The sequence below is a fragment of the Nitrospira sp. ND1 genome (assembly GCF_900170025.1).
Classification (GTDB): Bacteria; Nitrospirota; Nitrospiria; order Nitrospirales; family Nitrospiraceae; genus Nitrospira_A.
In genome coordinates this window covers 26,996-45,972 of sequence record NZ_FWEX01000003.1, presented here as the reverse complement: position 1 = coordinate 45,972, position 18,977 = coordinate 26,996, and the positions used below count along the sequence as shown (strand labels likewise).

22 protein-coding genes, 1 tRNA gene and 1 pseudogene are annotated in these 18,977 nt (G+C 56.8%); 5 read left to right on the top strand and 19 right to left on the bottom strand.

Going from position 1 to position 18,977, the window contains the following annotated elements:
- Nucleotides 1-213: hypothetical protein (locus NSND_RS21555; protein ID WP_235000116.1), on the top strand; the 213-nt coding region annotated here is incomplete at its 5' end.
- Complete coding sequence (locus NSND_RS21965; protein WP_080877060.1) at nt 179-1,306, top strand: tyrosine-type recombinase/integrase; 1,128 nt, start codon at nt 179-181, stop codon at nt 1,304-1,306. The genes NSND_RS21555 and NSND_RS21965, both read left to right, overlap by 35 nt.
- Here NSND_RS21965 and NSND_RS00225 read toward each other — a convergent pair.
- From NSND_RS00225 to NSND_RS00215, 3 genes are all read right to left on the bottom strand, one after another.
- Nucleotides 1,257-1,333, bottom strand: a tRNA-Arg gene (locus tag NSND_RS00225). The two genes, NSND_RS21965 and NSND_RS00225, sit on opposite strands and share 50 nt — an antisense overlap.
- Before the next feature lie 15 nt (nt 1,334-1,348).
- Complete coding sequence (locus tag NSND_RS00220; RefSeq protein ID WP_080877058.1) at nt 1,349-2,470, bottom strand: tyrosine-type recombinase/integrase; 1,122 nt, start codon at nt 2,468-2,470, stop codon at nt 1,349-1,351.
- Nucleotides 2,471-2,475: 5 nt separating this feature from the next.
- On the bottom strand, nt 2,476-2,736 hold the full coding sequence (locus NSND_RS00215) for a helix-turn-helix domain-containing protein (RefSeq protein WP_080877057.1): 261 nt from the start codon (nt 2,734-2,736) through the stop codon (nt 2,476-2,478).
- Nucleotides 2,737-2,983: 247 nt separating this feature from the next.
- On the opposite strand from NSND_RS00215, the gene NSND_RS00210 reads away from it, so the two are divergent.
- Nucleotides 2,984-3,487, top strand: a complete 504-nt coding sequence (locus NSND_RS00210; protein WP_080877056.1) for a JAB domain-containing protein — start codon at nt 2,984-2,986, stop codon at nt 3,485-3,487.
- On the opposite strand, the gene NSND_RS21775 is transcribed toward NSND_RS00210, so the two are convergent.
- The 8 genes from NSND_RS21775 to NSND_RS00175 form a co-directional block, all read right to left on the bottom strand.
- Nucleotides 3,484-3,612 carry a hypothetical protein gene (locus tag NSND_RS21775; protein ID WP_255373802.1) on the bottom strand — a complete coding sequence of 43 codons (129 nt, stop codon included), beginning with the start codon at nt 3,610-3,612 and terminating at the stop codon, nt 3,484-3,486. The two genes, NSND_RS00210 and NSND_RS21775, sit on opposite strands and share 4 nt — an antisense overlap.
- 89 nt (nt 3,613-3,701) lie before the next feature.
- Nucleotides 3,702-3,914: a hypothetical protein gene (locus NSND_RS00205; protein WP_080877055.1), complete on the bottom strand. Its 213-nt coding sequence runs from the start codon at nt 3,912-3,914 to the stop codon at nt 3,702-3,704.
- A gap of 160 nt (nt 3,915-4,074) precedes the next feature.
- Entirely contained in the window at nt 4,075-5,082 is a 1,008-nt protein-coding gene (locus tag NSND_RS00200; protein WP_080877054.1) for a zonular occludens toxin domain-containing protein, read from the bottom strand.
- 79 nt (nt 5,083-5,161) lie between these two features.
- Complete coding sequence (locus NSND_RS00195) at nt 5,162-5,437, bottom strand: DUF2523 family protein (protein WP_080877053.1); 276 nt, start codon at nt 5,435-5,437, stop codon at nt 5,162-5,164.
- Complete coding sequence (locus tag NSND_RS00190; protein ID WP_080877052.1) at nt 5,434-6,591, bottom strand: hypothetical protein; 1,158 nt, start codon at nt 6,589-6,591, stop codon at nt 5,434-5,436. The genes NSND_RS00195 and NSND_RS00190 overlap by 4 nt, the downstream gene beginning before the upstream one ends.
- Before the next feature lie 91 nt (nt 6,592-6,682).
- Entirely contained in the window at nt 6,683-6,946 is a 264-nt protein-coding gene (locus tag NSND_RS00185) for a hypothetical protein (protein ID WP_080877051.1), read from the bottom strand.
- Nucleotides 6,947-7,152: 206 nt separating this feature from the next.
- Nucleotides 7,153-8,157, bottom strand: coding sequence for a replication initiation factor domain-containing protein (locus NSND_RS00180; protein ID WP_080877050.1), 1,005 nt, complete (start codon nt 8,155-8,157; stop codon nt 7,153-7,155).
- Nucleotides 8,154-8,465, bottom strand: a complete 312-nt coding sequence (locus NSND_RS00175; RefSeq protein ID WP_080877049.1) for a helix-turn-helix domain-containing protein — start codon at nt 8,463-8,465, stop codon at nt 8,154-8,156. Before NSND_RS00175 ends, NSND_RS00180 begins: the two co-directional genes overlap by 4 nt.
- Nucleotides 8,466-8,907: 442 nt before the next feature.
- Between NSND_RS00175 and NSND_RS21960 the strand changes: the two are divergent.
- Nucleotides 8,908-9,708, top strand: a pseudogene (locus NSND_RS21960) (DDE-type integrase/transposase/recombinase); the annotation flags it as partial.
- Nucleotides 9,695-9,928 carry an integrase core domain-containing protein gene (locus NSND_RS21955; RefSeq protein WP_369974225.1) on the top strand — a complete coding sequence of 78 codons (234 nt, stop codon included), beginning with the start codon at nt 9,695-9,697 and terminating at the stop codon, nt 9,926-9,928. The pseudogene NSND_RS21960 and the gene NSND_RS21955, both read left to right, overlap by 14 nt.
- A gap of 144 nt (nt 9,929-10,072) precedes the next feature.
- Here NSND_RS21955 and NSND_RS00165 read toward each other — a convergent pair whose 3' ends face one another.
- From NSND_RS00165 to NSND_RS20790, 8 genes are all read right to left on the bottom strand, one after another.
- Nucleotides 10,073-10,981, bottom strand: coding sequence for a LamG-like jellyroll fold domain-containing protein (locus NSND_RS00165; RefSeq protein ID WP_159450542.1), 909 nt, complete (start codon nt 10,979-10,981; stop codon nt 10,073-10,075).
- Nucleotides 10,978-11,487 (bottom strand): hypothetical protein, encoded by a 510-nt coding sequence (locus NSND_RS20795; protein ID WP_143833330.1) that lies wholly within the window; start codon nt 11,485-11,487, stop codon nt 10,978-10,980. Before NSND_RS20795 ends, NSND_RS00165 begins: the two co-directional genes overlap by 4 nt.
- Before the next feature lie 19 nt (nt 11,488-11,506).
- Entirely contained in the window at nt 11,507-12,871 is a 1,365-nt protein-coding gene (locus tag NSND_RS00160; RefSeq protein ID WP_080877046.1) for an RHS repeat domain-containing protein, read from the bottom strand.
- Between the two features lie 601 nt (nt 12,872-13,472).
- Complete coding sequence (locus NSND_RS00150; protein ID WP_080877044.1) at nt 13,473-15,998, bottom strand: RHS repeat-associated core domain-containing protein; 2,526 nt, start codon at nt 15,996-15,998, stop codon at nt 13,473-13,475.
- Nucleotides 15,995-16,483, bottom strand: coding sequence for a hypothetical protein (locus NSND_RS00145; RefSeq protein WP_080877043.1), 489 nt, complete (start codon nt 16,481-16,483; stop codon nt 15,995-15,997). Before NSND_RS00145 ends, NSND_RS00150 begins: the two co-directional genes overlap by 4 nt.
- Before the next feature lie 133 nt (nt 16,484-16,616).
- A complete protein-coding gene (locus NSND_RS00140) occupies nt 16,617-17,222 on the bottom strand; it encodes a HEAT repeat domain-containing protein (protein ID WP_080877042.1) in 606 nt (201 codons plus the stop codon).
- Nucleotides 17,223-17,226: 4 nt separating this feature from the next.
- On the bottom strand, nt 17,227-18,675 hold the full coding sequence (locus NSND_RS00135; RefSeq protein ID WP_080877041.1) for an RHS repeat-associated core domain-containing protein: 1,449 nt from the start codon (nt 18,673-18,675) through the stop codon (nt 17,227-17,229).
- On the bottom strand, nt 18,653-18,949 hold the full coding sequence (locus NSND_RS20790; RefSeq protein WP_143833329.1) for a hypothetical protein: 297 nt from the start codon (nt 18,947-18,949) through the stop codon (nt 18,653-18,655). Before NSND_RS20790 ends, NSND_RS00135 begins: the two co-directional genes overlap by 23 nt.
- Nucleotides 18,950-18,977 lie beyond the last annotated feature (28 nt).

Here is an 18,977-nt window from a genome sequence, read left to right as displayed (position 1 = left end):
TGGTCCACCTGGACGCGCATGATCGTCGTCTCGCTCGTCTCGTCAAGTCCCATCTCCCGCCTCCTTCTGGTAGAGGGTGGGGAGAATTCAATGACCACACCTGGGGATTATTGGATGACCGCTGACAGGCATCGTCGAAAAGCCGGCGGGATCAGGGAAGTGGTGGGTACGGCTCACCATGAACGGCCGGGAAAAATGGTTCCGTGCCACTAACAAGAGCCAAGCGAAAGCGCTGTATGGTCGACTCAAGGCCGAAGCGCGAGAAGAAACGTACTTCCCAGAGAAGTATAAGAAAACAAAACAAGTCACGTTACGAGCATGGATTGCTCGCCATCTTGAGGGTTGTTCGAATCGAAGCGTGGCTAATTCACGACGGCATGGCCGTTTTTGGTCACTGTTGCTGGGGAATCGAACCCTGCGGGACATCACTACGGAAGACCTACGGCGGATTCAGGCACAACTGAAGGCACGTTACGACTTGAAGAAGGCTAACGGAACCAGGCGCAAGGCTCCACCGACTATCAATAGATATTTCTCCTATCTAAGGCATGTCCTCACGTTGGCGGTGAATGACGGCAAGATTGACCGCAACCCTATGAGCGGCGTGAAATTCTTTCCAGAGGCCATCAAAACCCGGTTTCTAACTGACGACGAAATTGCTCGACTCCGCGACTTGATGGAGCCGCGAGTTTGGGAAATGGTCGCATTCGCGATTGAAACAGGGTTGCGGCGATCGGAACAGTTTAATCTCCGATGGTCGCAGATCGACATGGAGAATCGAGTACTCAGCTTACCGATGCCCAAAGGTTCGAAAAGCCGTTATGTGCCATTGACCGACGGGGTATGTGCGCTACTCTCCGGGTGGGATTCATTCACGAAGTCCCCTTTCGTATTTCCCGGGAAAGACCCTCTGAAACCCCTGGACGCACGCTCATTTGTCCGATGGCACTTTGACCCAGCGCTACGCCGAGCCGGAATCGTCGGCGCAAGCTGGCATTCCCTGAGGCATACGGCAGCCACCCGACGGGTATTATCCGGCGCGAGTCTCTACGGCGTGCAGCAGCTTTTAGGACACCGCGATATCAAAACGACGGCGAGGTACAGCCATCTGACGCCCGGCTTCATGCAGGAGACCGTGGCCAAGGGCAGCTTGTTTGCTTCGCGTCTAGAAAGTCAGGTCGAAGCGCGAACCGGGAGTAAAACCGGGAGTGGTCTAGGTAACCTTGGAGGAGCTGCTTCACAACCTGTTGATTTTGTGGTGCGCCCGGTTGGAATCGAACCAACGACCCTCAGCTTAGAAGGCTGATGCTCTATCCGACTGAGCTACGGGCGCTACCTTTATTTTCAATCACTTACGAGTTGAGTATTCGGCAGATCCTTCGCCTAGTGTTCCGGGCGTGTTCTCTTGGAGGTATCTGTGAACCTTTTGGGCAGCATGAGTCAAGTCTCGCTCCTCGATCGCGTTGTAGCGTTTCCACATTTTCTCAGACTTATGCCCCACGATTTTCATCGCTGTTGCCGTATCCACCCCTGCTCGACGAAGGTTCGTTGAAGCACAATGGCGCAGGTCGTGAAACCGAAAATCCTTGATACCTGCCTCAACGAGGGCCGTCTTGAAAGAACGGCTGACGCGTTGAAGAGGTCGGCCTTTATACGTGAAGACATGCCTTGTGACAAGACTGCGCGTTCGAGCCAGTCGCTGTAAGGTCATCTTGACATCCGGAGTCATGGGAACCTGCCGAGCGGTCTTAGTCTTTGTGTCCAGGGAACGGAGGGTGATGAATCCGCGTTTCACATCGACACGGTCCCACGTGAGGCCGACGATTTCACTGAAACGCTGTCCAAGTTGATACGCAGTTAGCAGAACCGGTTTGAGATGGCTCTTCGCGCCTCGGTACAACCTCCCCCACTCTTCATCGGTCAACACTCGATCCCGTTCGTTGTGAGGGTTCGGCAGAGGAACTTTGGAAGCGGGGTTGCTTTGGAGCAGACCTCGGCGAATGGCGACGTTCAGACAATGCTTGAGGGCTATGTGATCATGGTTGATGGTTTGAACACTGGCCGATTTGCCGTTGGCTTTCTTTCGTTGCGCTCTGAACGCTTCGATATCTTGCGGCTTAATTTCAGCGAGTAACTTTCCCCCAAAGTAAGGGATGAGGTGCGTCTCGACGCTGTGAGAACGTCCGACGAAAGAACGGAGAGATTTCACTTCCTCAAGAGCAAGGTAGGTCTGCGCCCATTCTTTGAAAAGCACTGGCTTCGCGCGCTCTGTGGTCTCCTGTCCAAGCAGAATACGGGTCTTGATTGCAGCTTCCATCTCCTTGGCGATGGTCTTGTTGAGACATCCGACCTTCCAGCGTTTTTTTCTCGCCCCCGGCACGCCACTCGCTAACATCAAGGACTTTCCGTCATCACTGTCAATGACGCGGAACTCAACATAGTAGCTGTCAGATCGTTTGGTCAGTCCCACGCTCTCTACTCCGGTTCTACAAGTACCTGTCCGGAAGCGAATCGTTCCCCGTTTTGCTTAGAGCCACTTACTGCAAACTTCTGCATTTGAACTCGCGCCTTTACCGTGTGTTGCTCAATCCACTTATCCAAATGTTCCTGTTTAAACTTCACAAGGCGACCAACTTTTACGAACCCCAGCTTTCTAGCAGACACCCAGCCGTAGAGTGTCAATTTGGATATGCCTAGATACTCCGATGCCTCATCCATTGTCAAAAGCTTGCTCATGATTCTCCCCAACTGAATTCAGAACAAATTTGAACAAGTTATGTACTCCATGTCACCAGAGGAATGGCTCAAAGAATCCGGCCCCTCAGTGGGTGCGTCTCGTGGCTGGGGAGCAGGGGACAGGCCTTCTCGGTCTCCGTTCGTCCAGGCCTGCCCGCTGCGAGAGCCCCGTGCCGCCTCCTTCGTTACGCCCCACCCTTGGTTGGTGAAGGGTGGGGCTAGAACATAATTTCAGAAGGAGGCGGACATGTCCGTTGATAGCTCTCTCGGTTCCTCGAACGGTGGACGGCCACTGAAACCGGTTCGGAAATACGGCATCCCCCGGTATCGTGTCACGCTGGTCCGTGAGGGCCGTGCCATTCCGGCTGCGGAATCGGTGCATACGTCGGAAGGCGCTGCGGCGATCCTCCGGCCGTTGTTTTCCGGGTTGGACCGGGAACAGTTCCTCATCTGTGGTCTCGATGCGAAACATGGTCTGATCGGGATCAATGTCGTCTCCACCGGCTCGCTCAATCTGACCATCGTCCATCCTCGCGAGGTCTTCAAGCCCCTGATCCTGATGAATGCCGGTGCCTGGATCTGCGCCCACAATCACCCCTCCAATGACATCACGCCGAGCCTCGAAGACCGCGCCCTGACCAAACGGCTGCGCGAGGCGGCTGATCTGTTCGGCATTCCGCTGCTGGACCATCTCATCCTCGCCGAAGAACGCTACTACAGCTTCGCCGATCAGGGCTGGCCTGGCGCTTAGCGCAGAAGCCGCAACACCCAGGCTGCGCCAGCGGCTACGAGGGCGAGCCCAATCGCCGCCTTGCCCCAGGCGACCAGGTCGGCAGCCAGTGCATTGCCAATGGTTTGAATTTGTTGCGCCGTCATGCTCCCTCTCCTTCATCATATCCATCACGTGTTCTATTCTTTGGATGAAAAGGAGGCAGGCTGCTGTCAGCCTGCCTCGATGGGCTCACTCAGCCCACAATCGCGCGCACGCGCTTAAAGGCGTAGATCGCCAAGGCCACGCCAATCAAGGCCGTGGCCCACAAGAGCAGATCGGCCCGTACCGTGGCCACATCTGCCGAGACTGGAAACAATTGCGCCTGCGACAGCGCCGGCACACCCAAGGCGAACACGAACGCCATGAGCAACCCCCCAAGCCCTTTCACCCAACCCCATCCCTTCATACGGCACCTCCTTGTGCTATTGGTGGTTCCGTCCACCCACGCCACCGGATGACTCGCCGGCGGACGAGCGCCTCAGTGAGTCTGAGGCAGGATCAGTTTGATAATCAGCCCCACGGCAAACCCGCCGAGCCAGAAGATGGCCGTGAAATAGGTCATGGCCTCAATCGCCGGCAGGTCCATAGAAGACTCCTTCGCCAATGAGCCGCATCGATCCATCCTCATAAACTTCCGAGACCAGCAGGCCATACCGTCCGGTAATTTGTGCCGCTGTCAGGATCTCGCCGCTGTCCAAGAGATAGCGCCAACCTTGACGATTCGCCGAGGAACCGGCCCCGCCGAGGATGCGCACCGTTCGCTTGGGAAATTGCGGGCTCGCTGTCGATGGGACAGACGCACCGAACGGATTCAGCAGACTGCCCGGCGCCGATGCAGATGGAAGCGGAGGCAAGCTCGAAGTGCCACTCACTGCACTTGTGGGAGTTCCTTTCGTGCTGCTCAACGACGACCAAGGCCGCCAGAATATAAGGCCAATGGCAAACAGGCCCGCCGCAATGCCGATGGCGACCCGTGCCGACTTGAAGACCGTATGACTGCGCTTCCCCTCCCGGATCGCCGCCGACGCATAACTCGAATAGTAGGCGTAGATGGCTGGCGAATAGGTCCCCACGAAGGCGCGAATCACTTCGTTATCTTCCGGGTTCCCACGCACTTTGCCCTGATACTTCTTCGACAGGCCAACAAAGGCGAGTTTTCGAAACTTCACGGTCGCTTCAATCAATCGGGTGACGCCCTGTGACATCTGACGAAAATCCTGGCTCATGAGCAGAATATCCACGCCGTAATGCCGATGGGTTTCGAGCCAACGGAGCAGGCCTGGTTCGACCTTCTGCATCGACCGAAAGACGGTCTGGGCTTCGTCGATAATCACCGCTGAACCAGGCTCGACATGGGGAAAGGCCTGGAGAACTTCGACGGAGTCTTTCCAGATCGTGATCTGCTGTTCGAGCGTTTCAAGGTCGATGCCCGTGAACAATGAAAGTCGGTCCAGATAGATGCCATCGACCGCGATATAGAGCCGTCGGCCCTGTTTCACCCAGGGCAAAAACTTCTCGCAGATCGCATGGTACGACTTGCCTGAGCCTGGTACCCCTTCATACAGCTCGATCATCGAAGGCTCCTCAGATAGACCCAAATCCAGAGCGCTAAAATCACCGTCCACGCATAGGCCCACCCCATCACCAGTTGATTCATGATCCCCACCGGACAAAAGGAATGGTTTGGAGAATGAATCGAGTCCCCATGGCGCTCGCCACAATGGCCAGCGCCTGGCTCATGCCCGTCGCGCCCAGCACCCACGCATATTGATCTGGAATCACTGGCAGGGTGAGCCCTGCCGTGCCGATGGTGGCGAGCGTGCTGTCCGCCACGGAGAGCAGAGAGTCCCAGATGTTTAGCCCCCAATCGGTAAGCGAAAAGAAGAACTCCTGCAGCCAGCAATAGATGAGCGTCAGAATGGCGGTCATGTGGTCTGGCCTCCACCCACGAAGATGATGCGATAGGCGGCAATCGAGGCTGTGGCGATCACCAAGGTCCGTAGCACGGTGAAGAACCAGGCCCATTGGTTGAAATCGACTTGCTGGCTCCCAAAGAAGACTGAAGGCAACGCAATTACCGGTAAGGTCGAGGGCCAGGTCAGCGACTTGAGCAGGTTCAGCGTGCCAAGCAGGCTACTCGCGCCCCAGCGGGTCTGATGTTCCTGGAGGACCGTCCCAAAGGTCCGGCTCTCATGCGCGCCGACTGTACAGGACGTGGTGGCTTGGGTCTCTTCTTGCTCGGTTGTCGAGCCATCCGGGTTCTGCGTGGTTGTCGTCGTCGTGGTGGTGGTCTGTTGCTGAGTATTCTGCTGCGGCGTGCTAGCCGGAGGCGGCACGTTATCGGCCACCACGATATCCCCGGCAGGGATCGGCTTGGGCTTGACGGTCGTCGGCATTTCAGTCGGACTGACGGGCTGCGAAACGGTATTGTCCGCTGGCTGCGTCGTGCCAGTGGTGCCAACCGGGATCGTATGTTGTTCGATGGCATTCGGGTCGGTGGGCGATTGCCCCAAAAGATATTGCTGAATGTCGGTTGATGTGGGCGTGCCGGTGGTTTGTTGTGCAGGAGAGGGCGGACACCACCAGTTCGTGGGCCCGGCGGAGGTCATGCCTGGCGTCGGACTGCCCAAATAGCCGAACATGAGCCCGCCAGGACAGATCGCTGCGGGTGTCGGACTGCCCGCGATGTTGTGATTCGGAATGGTATAGGTCTGCCCGTTATACGAATAGGTCCAGTTGCCTGTCGGGGGAGACGCCGTCTGTTTGATGGCGACCAGATCCGGCTGCGAATAGTACATTTGCGCCAACACCAGGCCTGCACTGACTCCGAGGGCCGCCCAACCAACAGGGCCCGCCACCATGCGAACGGCCAAGGAGGTGGCCGAGGGGGCCAAGGCCGCTGCGGCGACTTGGGAGGCCAGCGCCGATCGTTGCGCCGCCAGATAGGCAATGCGTTCGGCCTGGGCGACCACTCGCGAATACTGCGTCGCTGTTTGCCCTAAGGATTCGCCTGGCGTCAGGCAGATGGAGAACAAGAGTCTCCAGATGAACGTCAGATAACTGGTTAAAGACAGCAGTTTCACAATCGTCCGACTCCCAAGCCGGTGAGGAAGGCCAGTAACAGGACCGCCACGAGAATAATCGTCAGATCCACCGGCCTTCCTCCCTCTGCCGTTACTTCTGCACGTCCAAGCCAGTGAGATCGAAAAACGTGCGTCCGGTCTGCTCGAACTTCCGCACTTCGATCGACGCGCGAGCCTGTTTCCCTTCGGCCTGCTTGCAGGCGTCAATCAACGGCATCTGATCCTCCGGAATCCCCAATCGCAGCACCCCCGGATCTTTGCCCTTCACATAGAGATCCACCGACCGAAACACCTTGCCCTCCCGGCTCCTCCGCTCCACATACCCCTGCACGGCTCCCTCCGCTTTGACTTGCATTGGTCAACCCTCCTTGTTGAGAAAAGACACTCGGATCAGCTCTGCGCCTGACCCACACGCCCCGGCCCGCAAGCCGGACTTTCGGCAGCAACTGAAATTGGAAACGACAGGTTGTGCAAATCACAAACAACTTTCCCTTCCGAAACTCACCCCAGGCTCCGGCGGCCTTACAATCCGGATCTGGACAGGCACGGACGTACACCACGTTATGTCCGAGGTTTGAGATGAAGCACATAGGGCGTCACCACCTTCTTGCGTTGCTTCAACAGGGCATAGTGCTTCTGGTTCCATCGTTTCGTGCCCGCATAAATCATCTCCGTCAGAAACTGATCACCGCGACAGGCCACGACCACGGCGAGCATGGGGCTGAGAGCGTTGGCGAACCACGCGACGACATCATCCAGCCGCTGTTGAATGCGTTCGACCACGAGCCGACAGCGCCTGAAGCCTTCGGTTAAGCCTTCCCACCAAGCCAAGAGCGGCGCGCGATACTTCTCGTACGATTCGGCCTCTCGCGTCGTCTCTCGGAAATCGACATAGGAACGCAGCACTCCGACCAAAAAGGCCCGCCAATCTTCGGCATCGAGGGTAAGCAGCGCTTTGGCGCAGGCTTGCGCCCGATCCTGTTTGAATTCCATTTCCCAGCGGACGCCGTACAATCCCGCGTCTTCTCGGCCTCTGGCCTGAAGTTCGAGCCGCTTGTCATAGACCCGCAGCATGGTCTGGCTTTCTCGACTCCCAAAGTAGAGCGTCTCTCCGGTCCGAACGCCCTCACGATGATTCGAGGCTTGAATGACTTTGAACTGCTTGGACCGGCTGACCACTTGTCCGGCCTCCACGGCCAGCCGGACGGTCTCCACTGCGACAGACGCCTCCCGGTCGTCCAGCGCCACATCGATGCGAGTGACATGACCTTTCTGGGCAAAGATCCACGCGAGAACCGCTTTCAGTTTGGTCTCGTCCCACTGGGAGACAATCCCCGCTGACAGATCCACATGCACTTCCTTTGGGTTGCGAGGAGCACCAGTCCCCAGTTTCCCGACGCCCGTTTTGCCTTCCGTCATAAGCTGCGCCACGGGATAGCCGCGAAAGCCCGTCTCACTCTGGAACCAATCCCCACCAATCAGCGTAATCACGTCCGCAACTTCAGCTTTTGGCAACGTAAAGGCGAGCCAATCGATGGTTTGGGTGAACCCTCCGGAACCCGTCATTTCTTCCCCCTTGGCTTCTGTGCGATAGACGCCCCCGTCTTACCAAGTCGGGGGCTGGTCCGCTGCGCGCGCCGCCGGCTGGCGCCGCCGGTCGCGCTGCGCTGTCCCTCCTTCTTCTGAGGCAGAAGCAAGGACGAATGATGCCCCTTCGCCTGGAGGGCTTCTTTCACACGCTCCAGGTTGAACCGCACAAAACGACAGAATCGATCCACGGGAATCTCACCCTTGCGGTAAGCTCGGCGAATCGACTTGGGATTCACTTTGAGGACCGCGGCCAACTCATCGACGGTCAACCAGGTGTGCTCCATCACATCTCCTTTTCGTTACGACGCACGAGGTATGGCCGAACCATACGCAACGGCGCGTGAGTGGTGAAAGAGCCTGTTCGGGGACACTAGGGGACAGGAGGGGACAGTAAGGGACAAAACTTGTGTATCAGGACAGGATGCGTGTGAGGAGAGATGGAAATGAAACGAGGGATATGCAAAAACGTTGACAGCCCTGCACGCGGATCGTCAATGTCGGCAAACACCGCTCTGGATGCAGAGAATCGCAGGTCTATGAGAACGGACTACGAGACCGCACTAGGGCGAACGGCCATGACACTGAGTCGAATGCCTCTGCGCCCGATAACAAAAATATGGCCATTTTCCCCCAAAAATTGTGCTAGGGCCAAAAAACTACCACCAGGGCCAGTTGGCCCTACAGATAGCACCATAAAGCAGATAAGACAGGATACCAGCAGAGACGATGATCTTTCGGCCACTGTGTAGCCGGGGCATCGCACGACGCTCCAAGAAACCACAGCACCGGATCGCACACGAACACGGAAGTTTCACCATCGCCAAACACGATGTGCCCCGCCCCTCCTCAGTCCTCGATAACACGGGCGCACGTTCACGCTTGAGGAGGCCCCCCATGCGACACTGGCTGATTCGAATGCTGTACCGCTGCCTTCACAGATTCCGCTGGCTACTATGGTGGGTATGGTCTCCCGCACGATCCCACCAGCGAGCCCGAGTCCAACCCAAGGCGAAAGGCCAGGTTTTTTCGCCACCGAAGCCGACATGGGTGCGCAATGAAGTGATCCGATTCAAAGCCCTCATGCCCCACGCCGGCTGCCGCACCGTAGCCCATCACTTCAATCGCCGCTGGGCAAGCAGAAGACAGGTAACGGTAGGTAAAAGCTATGTGGCGATGACGCTGCGGAAGCACCAGTACCTCGTCCTCGAAGCACGCCGGAAGCTCAAACATCGTGTCCCGCAACCGATGCCGCGCAATCGTGTCTGGGCCTGCGATTTGCTGACGAGGGCAGATCAGCAGGGTACCATGCATCTTGGATTGGCCATCGTGGACCATGCCACCCGCGCCTGCCTACGATTGCAGCGGCTCTCGGAGAAGTCATCGTGGAGGCTGCTGCAGGAACTGAGTCAGGCTGTGAAGCAGTACGGGAGGCCTCAATACCTCCGCACGGACAACGAGGCGGTGTTCACATCAGGGTGGTTCACAGGGGGACTACGCCTGCTGGGTATCCGTCATCAGCGAACGGAACCCGGCTGCCCGTGGCAGAACGGCCGCGGTCGAACGGTTTATTGGGACGGTCAAGCGAGGGCTGAAGGAAGAACCGCTGACAAGCGACAAGGACTTCGAGGCGAAACTCACCAGCATACGGCTGTGGTACAACCACGACCGCCCGCACGACCATCTGCAGGGCCGAACGCCAGCTGAAGTCTGGGCGGGAATCGATGTGTTGAAAGCACGTTCGAGCTAGGCGACGAGAACAGAGCAGAACACAATGGAGTGAACTGAGAGTGTCCGGTGGAGTGTGCCTGCTGTCTGTCGGCAGAGGCGCCTCGAGCCGCCAAGCATGTCGAAGCCACGAACAATCTGTCAGCAAACGAGAGAATAATCTCGTTCACGCACGGGCACGAGACTCGTTGACAAGGAAAATCCGCACCACGTGGTACAAAACCAGACGGCGGACAGGCGGACGGGACACCGAGCCGGTGGGACTGGTGGTCGTCCGCACGGTCAGTTGGATTTTGCCATCCTGCAAAAGCGCCACCGAGAACCCTTCGCTGACAAACGGATCTCGTCTTGCGAAGAGCCAGGCTTCGGCTCCCACGGGGACCTCCGGCTTGATCCAGGCCTCCAGCGTGGCAGTGGTGCTGAGGTTATCGAGGACGGGCGAATCCGGAATGTTCACATAGTCATCCACGCCATCGAAGGCAAAGGCCTGTTGTCGCACCCCCGGCCTGAAGGTCGTGCCGAGTTGCAGCGTCCCGCTCTGCCCACCAACCGGATCGGCCGCGCTGCCGTCACCAGGCCAAGCGGCCAGCAGATTCGGCAACTGGGTCGCGGGCGTGCTGGGTTGTGTCAAGGACTGCAGACGATTCAAGGCATCGTAGTGGTACTGCGCCACCTGGACCGGATCGGTCAAACTCAGCCGGTTTCCGGTGGGGTCATAGCTGTAGGCCAGGGTGACGGCGGGTTGATTCGGGGAGCCGTCGGTCTTGACCGTGGTCAGACGATTGGCCTGGTCATACGTCATGGCCAGCACGCTATCCGGATCCGTCACAGTGGTCAAGTTGCCGACTTGGTCATAGAGGTAGCTCGTGACCTGGCTGCCCGGCAGGGTCTTACTGAGCAATTGGTTCACGGCATCGTAGGCGAAGCTGATGGTCTCGTTCTTGGGCGTGATTCTCGTGAGCAGATTGTCGTTGCCGTCATAGGTATAGGTTTCGATCTTGCCGAGGGGATCGGTGGTGCTCAGCAGCCGGTTGCGGCCATCGTAGGCAAAGGTGGTGCTGAGCCGTGGATTCACACGGACAAATGTGACGCAACGCGTTTTGACCAATAGGACAGAGCGGACTCGACCGAGTCCATGTTCCACTCCAGATCGCCCCAAGTTCGAGCATACTTGAGCCATTGGCAGATGGCCTGAGCTTGATCACGAGTCACACCGGCAAGCGCAGCCTGCTTTGCAGAGCGAAGATTCTTCGCATCACTTCGAAATTTGGCGAGGGTCTCTCTGCCCCATTTCTCTCGAATAAATTCTGCATCAAGTTCTAGAGTAGGAACATCAAGAAAATCTACGACAGTCTCAGCATCTTGCGAATCGCCCGCATTGTTTGTATGAGTGTCCAACAGATCTTCTAAGACTTGCGGAAGAAAGTACTCAATATCTTCGGGCCTAACTGTAAAAAGCTTTGCCCTCATTTCAAGGCATCCGTCATGATCAAGTGCCGGAGAGTTCGAATCACCACGCCAAGACAAAAAAGCACGTCGTAGCAAGCTTCTTACAGACTCCTTCTCGTTATCAACGCTCATCCTTCAGCTCCCTCGCGCATCAAGGTATTATTAGAGGCCGCGGGAACGTTGGTCGCACCATGAACTCAGGCAGCTCAGGAAATGGTACGGAATCAACCGGCCCCATGAGCATCGGGCCCTGTGGGACCGGATACACCACATCGGGAATGGGTCTGGTGGCAACCTCTTCAACCCACTCCGGAAGAGGCGGAGGCGGAGGCCCATCATTGCAACGTTTGGTGCATTCCTTTGCGTACTTCGCAAGGTCTTTACCGATCCCTCTTTGTCTCTGCTGGATCTCGTTGTGATGACCACCTGGTGACGTTTTCTTACCGCCGCGGGTTGGATGACCGCCAATCCCATCCGCGACTGGGTCATACCTGATTAAGTCATCGATGAGATCTCCAACCTTCCGAAAAATTCGAGCCCGAAGCTCATCACATTGAGCCCTGCTCATCAGCCCAAATGGGTCTACAAAGAACACTGGATTCGCATTGGCATACCAATACCCATTGGGGCCAGCTTTCAATCCCACTGGATCCTTCTGCAAAAACCTCCCCGTCGTCGAATCGTAGTATCTCGCCCGATAGTAATACAGCCCCGTCTCTTGATCGAGCTCTCGCCCCGTATACGTATACGGCTGGTCAATCGTGCCCGGCGATTCGAGGACATTTCCGTACGCATCGTAGGCATAGCTTTTAGCCGTCGCGCCAGCACTGTCGGTCAGATCGGTGACGCTCCCGAGACCATCTTGATGATAGAAGTACGTGGAGCTGCCTTTGGTGACGGCAATCGGTTCGTCAATCCCAGGCCCGTGCGTATATCGCGCTTCGAGCAGATTGCTGCCGTCATATTCGAAGAGAATATCCTCCCCGTCGTAGACATACCGTTTGGTCTGGCCATTGGCGACCTTTTCAATTCGACGACCCAAGCCGTCATAGCGATAGCTGCTCGTCGTGATCGCCGTGGGATTCCCCGCCGCAAACTCCTCGACCTTGGTCAATTTGTTTTCGGCGTCGTACGTGTATTGTGTGTAATTGCCGGTGGCCAGCAGGGTCTTCCGCGTGAGGTTGCCATTGTCATCATACGCATAGTTATGCGTGGCGTCCGCCGTGAGCTGGTTCCCGGCGTTGACGGTGCTGTTGTTCGTCGTGCGATTGCCCACCGGATCGTATGCAAAGCTCTGCGGCGTCGCTAACATGGGATGGGAGGCGCTCGTCAAGCGATCGAGGTTGTCGTAGCCGAACGTCTGACTTCCCCTCCGGTCCGTCAGACTCGTGCGATTCCCCACCCCGTTGTAGAGATAGTCGGCCTTGTTGATTTGAGTCGAATTCGCGGTCAATTGATGCAGGATGCTGGTGACCTGCGAAGCGGGATCGTATGATAAGCCCACTTTGGATCTCATGGTCGTAGGTCAGTAGGACTTGTTAGGAGCGAGAAATTTGTCGCAGCAAAAAAGAGAGCGAGTGAGGCTGATCCATATAGAGAAGCCGACCCGAATGGCCAAAACCACCACACAAGAAATTCCAAGATATGGAGACCGATGCAGATCGAAAATGGCAGAAGCGTCACTCCAGGAAGCGTCATTGTGGCGCTACGTCTCCAGTAGCGATGGGCAACTAGCACAACCCCGAGCGGGTAGCCGACAAAACCGAGTGTTATCAGTAGAAGAGAGCCAGGCTGGAATGATTTTTCAGGATCTGGCCACGAATCAAAAATGTCAAAGAGGCCTACCCCCAAAAAGCACAGTCCGAGACCAACCGTTACAGTCATGAGAATCTGTATAACTAGACTTTCAAGTGCCGTCTTTCTCTGCAAAAAGAAATTGCTGAGGCAGAGCAGCGCAAGAGGAATTCCGTCTGCCAAACCTATAATCTTGCTGCGCAAGAGTTCATCGGGACCTCCCTGATAAAATGTCAGGTATGTATAACGCCCTGCCTGTGCTGCGAAGGCGACAGCAAGGAGTAGCCACACCCATGCCACGAGATGAGTCGTTGTCGGCTTTCTCACCGATCTCCCGTCCCTCTTGCTGACAACCACCAAGACGGGAAGCACCACTCAGGGATACCATGCGCGGCAAACACTTTCTTGTGATACGCAGTAACGGCCTCAGCTGTTGCACAGCCCGGCCTGTCACATGCCTCCGTTGAGCGATCGATGCGCGCTTTTTGATCTTCAATGATGAGCTCTTGACGAATAACGCTGATTGTTCCTGCTGAGGCCAAAGACCGTATGCACGGGTTTTGCTTAGGATTCTCACAATACTCACGCGCATAAGGATGATACTTGCACCTATTCACTCTTGCTACATCATCGTAGTATTTGCACGCTTCGACACCCACCCCACCTGGTTCTTGTGGTTCATTACCGAACGAATCAATCAGCTGAATCGGATTGTCGGCCGCGTAGACATATTGCGAAACCAGATCAAGCGGATGGCGCGGAAGTCGAGCAGAGTTTATTCCAGCCGACCCAGGATCTTGTTGTAAGAAGCGTCCACTGGCCGGGTCATAATATCTCGCTCTGTAGTAAGAGAGCCCGCTTTCTGCATCGAACTCCCTTCCTGTGAACGTATAGGGCTGCTCCAGCGTGCCCGGCGATTCGAGAATGTTCCCGTAGGAGTCATATGAATACGACTTCGCAGTTGCACCAGCAGCATCGGAGAGATCTGTCACGGAACCCAGCCCATCTTGGTGATAGAAGAACGTGTCGGCTCCCTTCGTCACCGCGATCGGCGCATCAATCCCAGGCCCGTGGGTGTATTTGGCTTGGAGGGTGTTCGCGCCGTCGTACTCCAGCAAGATGTCCTCGCCGTCATACACGTACCGCTTCGTCTGGCCGTTGGCGACCTTCTCAATCCGACGGCCCAAGCCATCGTACCGGTACGTTGACGTCGTGACAGCCGTGGGATTGCCGGCGGCGAATTCTTGAACCTGCGTCAGCCGATTTTCCACATCATACGTGTACTGAGTATAGTTCCCTGTGGCGAGCAAGGTCTTTCTCGTGAGATTCCCGTTGTCGTCATATTGATAGGTATGGTTCGTATCTGCCGTGAGCTGATTGCCGGCGTTCACCACCGTCCCACCGGTTGTTCTATTGCCGACCGGATCATAGGCGAAGTTCTGCGGCGTGCCCAGTAACGGATGCGAGGCACTCGTCAGCCGATCCAGGTTGTCGTAGCCGAACGTCTGACTTCCCCTCCGGTCCGTCAGACTCGTGCGATTCCCCACCCCATTGTAGAGGTAGTCCGCCTTGTTAATCTGCGCACTCGTGGCTGTGAGTTGGTGGAGGATATTCGTGACCTGCGAAGCGGGATCATAGCTGTAGGTCGTCTGCGTCCCATTCGACAGGGTCGTGGCGATCCGGCGCGAGAGCGCATCATAGACATAACTTGCCACCGGCTGCTCTTGCGTCCGGGGCGCTTGGAGCTCGGCCACCGTCCAGGCCCGATCCGCCATCGTGATCTCATCGAGCTGACCAGTGAACGGACTGGTCCCACAGCCCCCGCTGCCGATGCGCAGGCCGCCCGCCGGCAGGCTCGTCAAGAGCGGCGGCCCGTTGAGAAAGTTCCAAAAGCCTTCCAGCTGGCCGTCGCGATAGAGCCGGAGTTCGGTGCCATTGCGGACCACCCCGAGCCGATGCCACTGTCCATCGTTGACCCGCTGCGTCGTCGCCACGCCGCCGCTCACGAACGTCGTCCCCGCCCCCGCGTCGGGTCCGGCCACGGCAACGCTGGCCGTGCCGTTCGGTTGCAGCTGCAGCTCCCAGGAGGCCGCGTTGGCCGGAGACGTGACCGTGCAGGTGAGCCGGTCGCTCATGATGGTCTCACGACGCGTCGAAGTGGTCTTGATCCACAGATCCACCGTGGCCTGAAACCCGAATCGACCCACCGTGCTGGTGAAGCCGATCTCGTCGTCCACCCCGTCGAACTGAAAGGCTTGGCCCGCCAAGCCTGCCGCGAACGCCACCCCGTTGCGCAAGATCCCGGAGTTGGTCCCTTGGGCATCGGCCGCCGTGCCGTCGCCTGTCCACCAGGCTACCAAGCTCGCCGTCGGCGGCGGCAGGGTTACGCCATCGCCCAATCCGGTCAAGCGATTCAGCCCGTCATAGTGATAGCTGGTTGTCTTGATCCCGTCGGCCAGGGTCAGCCGATTGCCGTTCGCATCATAGGCATAGCCGAGGGAGACCGTCGGTTGATGGGGCGAACCGGCGGTGGTGACGTTGAGCAACCGCTTGGCCTGGTCGTAGGTCATGGTCAGCACGCTATCCGGATCCATCACGGTGGTCAAGTTGCCGGCGAGATCATAGAGGTAGCTCGTCACCTGGCTGCCCGGCAGGGTCTTACTGAGCAATTGGTTCACGGCATCGTAGGCGAAGCTGATGGTCTCGTTCTTGGGCGTGATTCGCGTGAGCAAGTTATCATTGCCGTCATAGGTGTACCGCTCGATCTTGCCAAGGGGATCGGTGGTGCTGAGGAGCCGGTTCCGGCTGTCGTAGGCAAAGGTGGTGGTCTGATTCTTGGCGTCCTTCACCGTGAGCAGATTGCCGTTGCCGTAAGTCCATACTCATGCCTGACCCCATTTTTCCTCCGGGTGGCGAGCAACGTCTTCCGCGTGTGATTCCCGTTGTCGTCGTACTGATACGCATGCGTCGCCTCGGCGGTGAGTTGGTTGCCCGCGTTGACGACGCTGCCGCCGGTGGTGCGATTGCCCACCGCATCGTAGGCGAACGCTTGCGGCGTTCCTAACAGCGGATGGCTGGCGGAGGTCAATCGATCCAGCGTGTCGTAGCCAAACGTTTGGGCGCCTCTCCTGTCCGTCAGTTGAGTGCGATTCCCCACCCCGTTGTACAGATAATCCGCCTCGTTGATTTGGCTATTCGTCGCGGTGAGCTGATGGAGGATGGTGGTGACCTGTGAAGCCGGATCATACCTGAAGCCCTCGGCAAGTCCGCCATAGGTTAAGGTCAGGTCCTGATCTGCACGTCGTCGTGGCGAAGAAGAGAGACTAGCAGGCATGGGATGGGATTCTAGCAGCAACGGAGATGTTTACAAACGTGAAGACGGTGCGCCCTGCTTTCACGCCAGCCCACCGTCGAGCGTGGTACACGGTTAAGCAATGAACCCATTCGCTCTTCCATGACGGTTCTTCTCATTCCCGTGACGAACTCTGCGGTTTGGGGCGCCGTCGCTTCTTCGTCGGCTTATCATGCAGTATTTCCATGCTCAATTTCGCCCAGTCTCTGACTTCTTGATCCTTGTCGTTAGTCAATTTATGCAACGCTGCTTTGACCTCTTGAGAAGGTGTCATGGCACCCAGAGCGAACGCAACGCAGGTTCTCACCTCCGAGCTAGAGTCTCCGGCACCTTTTATCAATTCGTTACTTGCTTCTGATGCTCCAAGATGTCCCAAGGCGGCAGCGGCGGCGGCTCTAACTTCATGGGAAGCATCATTTGCTAACAAGTAAATCGCAATTGGAATCGAATTTTTGCGAAACGGCCGCCTCGGAGTGCCCAGTTGCCCCAATAAAAAGACGCCTATCTCTCGAAGATAACCCTCCTGGCATTGACATAATTCTGCTCCCTTCTCATAAACTGCTTGAGTTCCACGAAGGTGCAGTTGCTTCGCTGCTGAGGTTCTAACAATAGCGTCCTCATCGCAGAGCAGCGCGCACAGCTTTTTGGTGCTGTATTTTATCAGCGCCTTCCACAGGATTAATCTAAGCGTTGAGTCCGAGGCGTCCTTGTCATCTATCATCGGGTTACCTCGGCCTGCCTCCCTTAGAGAAACGCGATCCTCTGCACCCCCACTTCTTCGCCTGACGCTTAATTCTTTCTGGTGAATACTTTCCAGCCTTAGCCTGATCCTCTAACCAACTACAACGATCTGAGATTGGACAGTTTCTTAGGCGCGCGTCGCTCTGAGCCTTTGCCCAATCTGCTTCAATTTCTGTATCCCCCACATTTCCAACTGAAGACATTTGAAGGAGCAAATCCTCGACAGTGCTACCAATAGCAGCACCGATCGCTGCACCCGCTATAGCTCCAAGCGCAGCACCAGCATTTAAACCAGCTGCAGCACCTCCAATTGTTCCACCACCGGGGAGCGCTAAGGTTCCGCCAGCAGCGCCAACACCTCCGAGAAACGCCCCCCCAGCAACGGCGCCGACTGCGGTCCCTATGGCCGCCCCCCCTGCAGCGCCCGTGGGACCCAAGCCATTAGGATCGAAATAGGTGCTTGGATTGTTATACACATACCGGTACACATTGATGTCCCCACCAGCAAACCCAATTGGATCTTCTTGCAAAAACCTTCCGGTAGTCGGGTCATAATAACGCGCACGCAAGTAGTACAACCCGCTCTCCGTATCGAATTCTCGTCCCGTATAGCTGTAGAGCTGGTCCGGCGTGCCGGGACTCTCTAAAACATTTCCGTACGAATCATAGGCATAACTTTTTGTGGTGACGCCTGCTGAATCCGTCAAGTCCGTGACTGAACCGAGGCCGTCTTGATGATAGAAGAACGTGTCGGCTCCCTTCGTCACCGCAATCGGCTCACCAATCCCAGGTCCATGGGTATATCTCGCCTGAAGCACATTGCTGCCATCGTACTCCAGCAGGATATCTTCGCCATCATAGATGTAGCGCTTCGTCTGGCCGTTGGCGACTTTCTCAATCCGACGGCCAAGCCCATCATACCGGTACGTGCTCGTGAACGCGGGCGTGGAATTGCCCGCCACAAAGTCTTCCACCTTCGTCAGCCGATTCTCGGCATCATACGTGTACTGCGTGTAGTTGCCGGTGGCGAGGAGCGTCTTGCGCGTCAGGTTGCCGTTGTCGTCGTATTGGTAGCTACGCGTCGCATCGGCGGTGAGCTGATTCCCGGCATTCGTCGTATTCCCTGCCGTCGTGCGATTGCCCACCGCATCGTAGGCGAAGCTCTGCGGCGTCCCCGGCAACGGATGGCTCGCACTCGTGAGCCGGTCCAGAGAGTCGTAGCCAAAGGTCTGGCTGCCACGGCGATCCGTCAGGCTCGTTCGATTCCCCACGCCGTTGTAGAGATAGTCGGCTTTGTTGATCGGCGTGCTGCTGGCGGTGAGCTGGTGGAGAATGTTCGTCACCTGCGACGCGGGATCATAGCGTAACCTCATTGCGAGTTCGTCGCAGGTTAAGGTGGCCTTGAAATTCTCAGTTTGGGGAAGGGCAATCATCTGGATACCAGGTGCACCCCGTGCTAGGAATCTCACGAGCAGTTTCTTTATCTATTTCCGAAATTTCACCAGTAGTGAACTCTGGAATATCCTCCGGTTTATTGAGGAGGATGGAACGCAACTCTTCTTTAAGCTCTTGTACGGCAACAGCCGTGGCCCGATCTCTATCAATACCTTTGGCTGCTCTAATCGCCACGAATCCCAGTCTTCTGCATGTTCCATCAAGGTTGGCCCAACAGTTTCTACCTTCGATAAGAACCTTAAAGATCTTCATCGTTATCACAGACGGATATTGATGCAGC

Bases quoted from the DNA above. Each gene is read 5' to 3' on its own strand.
- NSND_RS00180 (WP_080877050.1), bottom strand. From the start codon at position 8,157: ATGACGGGTTCCGGAGGGTTCACCCAAACCATCGATTGGCTCGCCTTT.
- NSND_RS00175 (WP_080877049.1), bottom strand. From the start codon at position 8,465: ATGGAGCACACCTGGTTGACCGTCGATGAGTTGGCCGCGGTCCTCAAA.
- NSND_RS20795 (WP_143833330.1), bottom strand. From the start codon at position 11,487: ATGAGCGTTGATAACGAGAAGGAGTCTGTAAGAAGCTTGCTACGACGT.
- NSND_RS00140 (WP_080877042.1), bottom strand. From the start codon at position 17,222: ATGATAGATGACAAGGACGCCTCGGACTCAACGCTTAGATTAATCCTG.
- NSND_RS00215 (WP_080877057.1), bottom strand. From the start codon at position 2,736: ATGAGCAAGCTTTTGACAATGGATGAGGCATCGGAGTATCTAGGCATA.
- NSND_RS00185 (WP_080877051.1), bottom strand. From the start codon at position 6,946: ATGCAAGTCAAAGCGGAGGGAGCCGTGCAGGGGTATGTGGAGCGGAGG.
- NSND_RS00195 (WP_080877053.1), bottom strand. From the start codon at position 5,437: ATGACCGCCATTCTGACGCTCATCTATTGCTGGCTGCAGGAGTTCTTC.
- NSND_RS21965 (WP_080877060.1), top strand. From the start codon at position 179: ATGAACGGCCGGGAAAAATGGTTCCGTGCCACTAACAAGAGCCAAGCG.
- NSND_RS00200 (WP_080877054.1), bottom strand. From the start codon at position 5,082: ATGATCGAGCTGTATGAAGGGGTACCAGGCTCAGGCAAGTCGTACCAT.
- NSND_RS00210 (WP_080877056.1), top strand. From the start codon at position 2,984: ATGTCCGTTGATAGCTCTCTCGGTTCCTCGAACGGTGGACGGCCACTG.
- NSND_RS00135 (WP_080877041.1), bottom strand. From the start codon at position 18,675: ATGATTGCCCTTCCCCAAACTGAGAATTTCAAGGCCACCTTAACCTGC.
- NSND_RS00145 (WP_080877043.1), bottom strand. From the start codon at position 16,483: ATGCCTGCTAGTCTCTCTTCTTCGCCACGACGACGTGCAGATCAGGAC.
- NSND_RS20790 (WP_143833329.1), bottom strand. From the start codon at position 18,949: ATGAAGATCTTTAAGGTTCTTATCGAAGGTAGAAACTGTTGGGCCAAC.
- NSND_RS00205 (WP_080877055.1), bottom strand. From the start codon at position 3,914: ATGAAGGGATGGGGTTGGGTGAAAGGGCTTGGGGGGTTGCTCATGGCG.
- NSND_RS21775 (WP_255373802.1), bottom strand. From the start codon at position 3,612: ATGACGGCGCAACAAATTCAAACCATTGGCAATGCACTGGCTGCCGAC.
- NSND_RS00160 (WP_080877046.1), bottom strand. From the start codon at position 12,871: ATGAGATCCAAAGTGGGCTTATCATACGATCCCGCTTCGCAGGTCACC.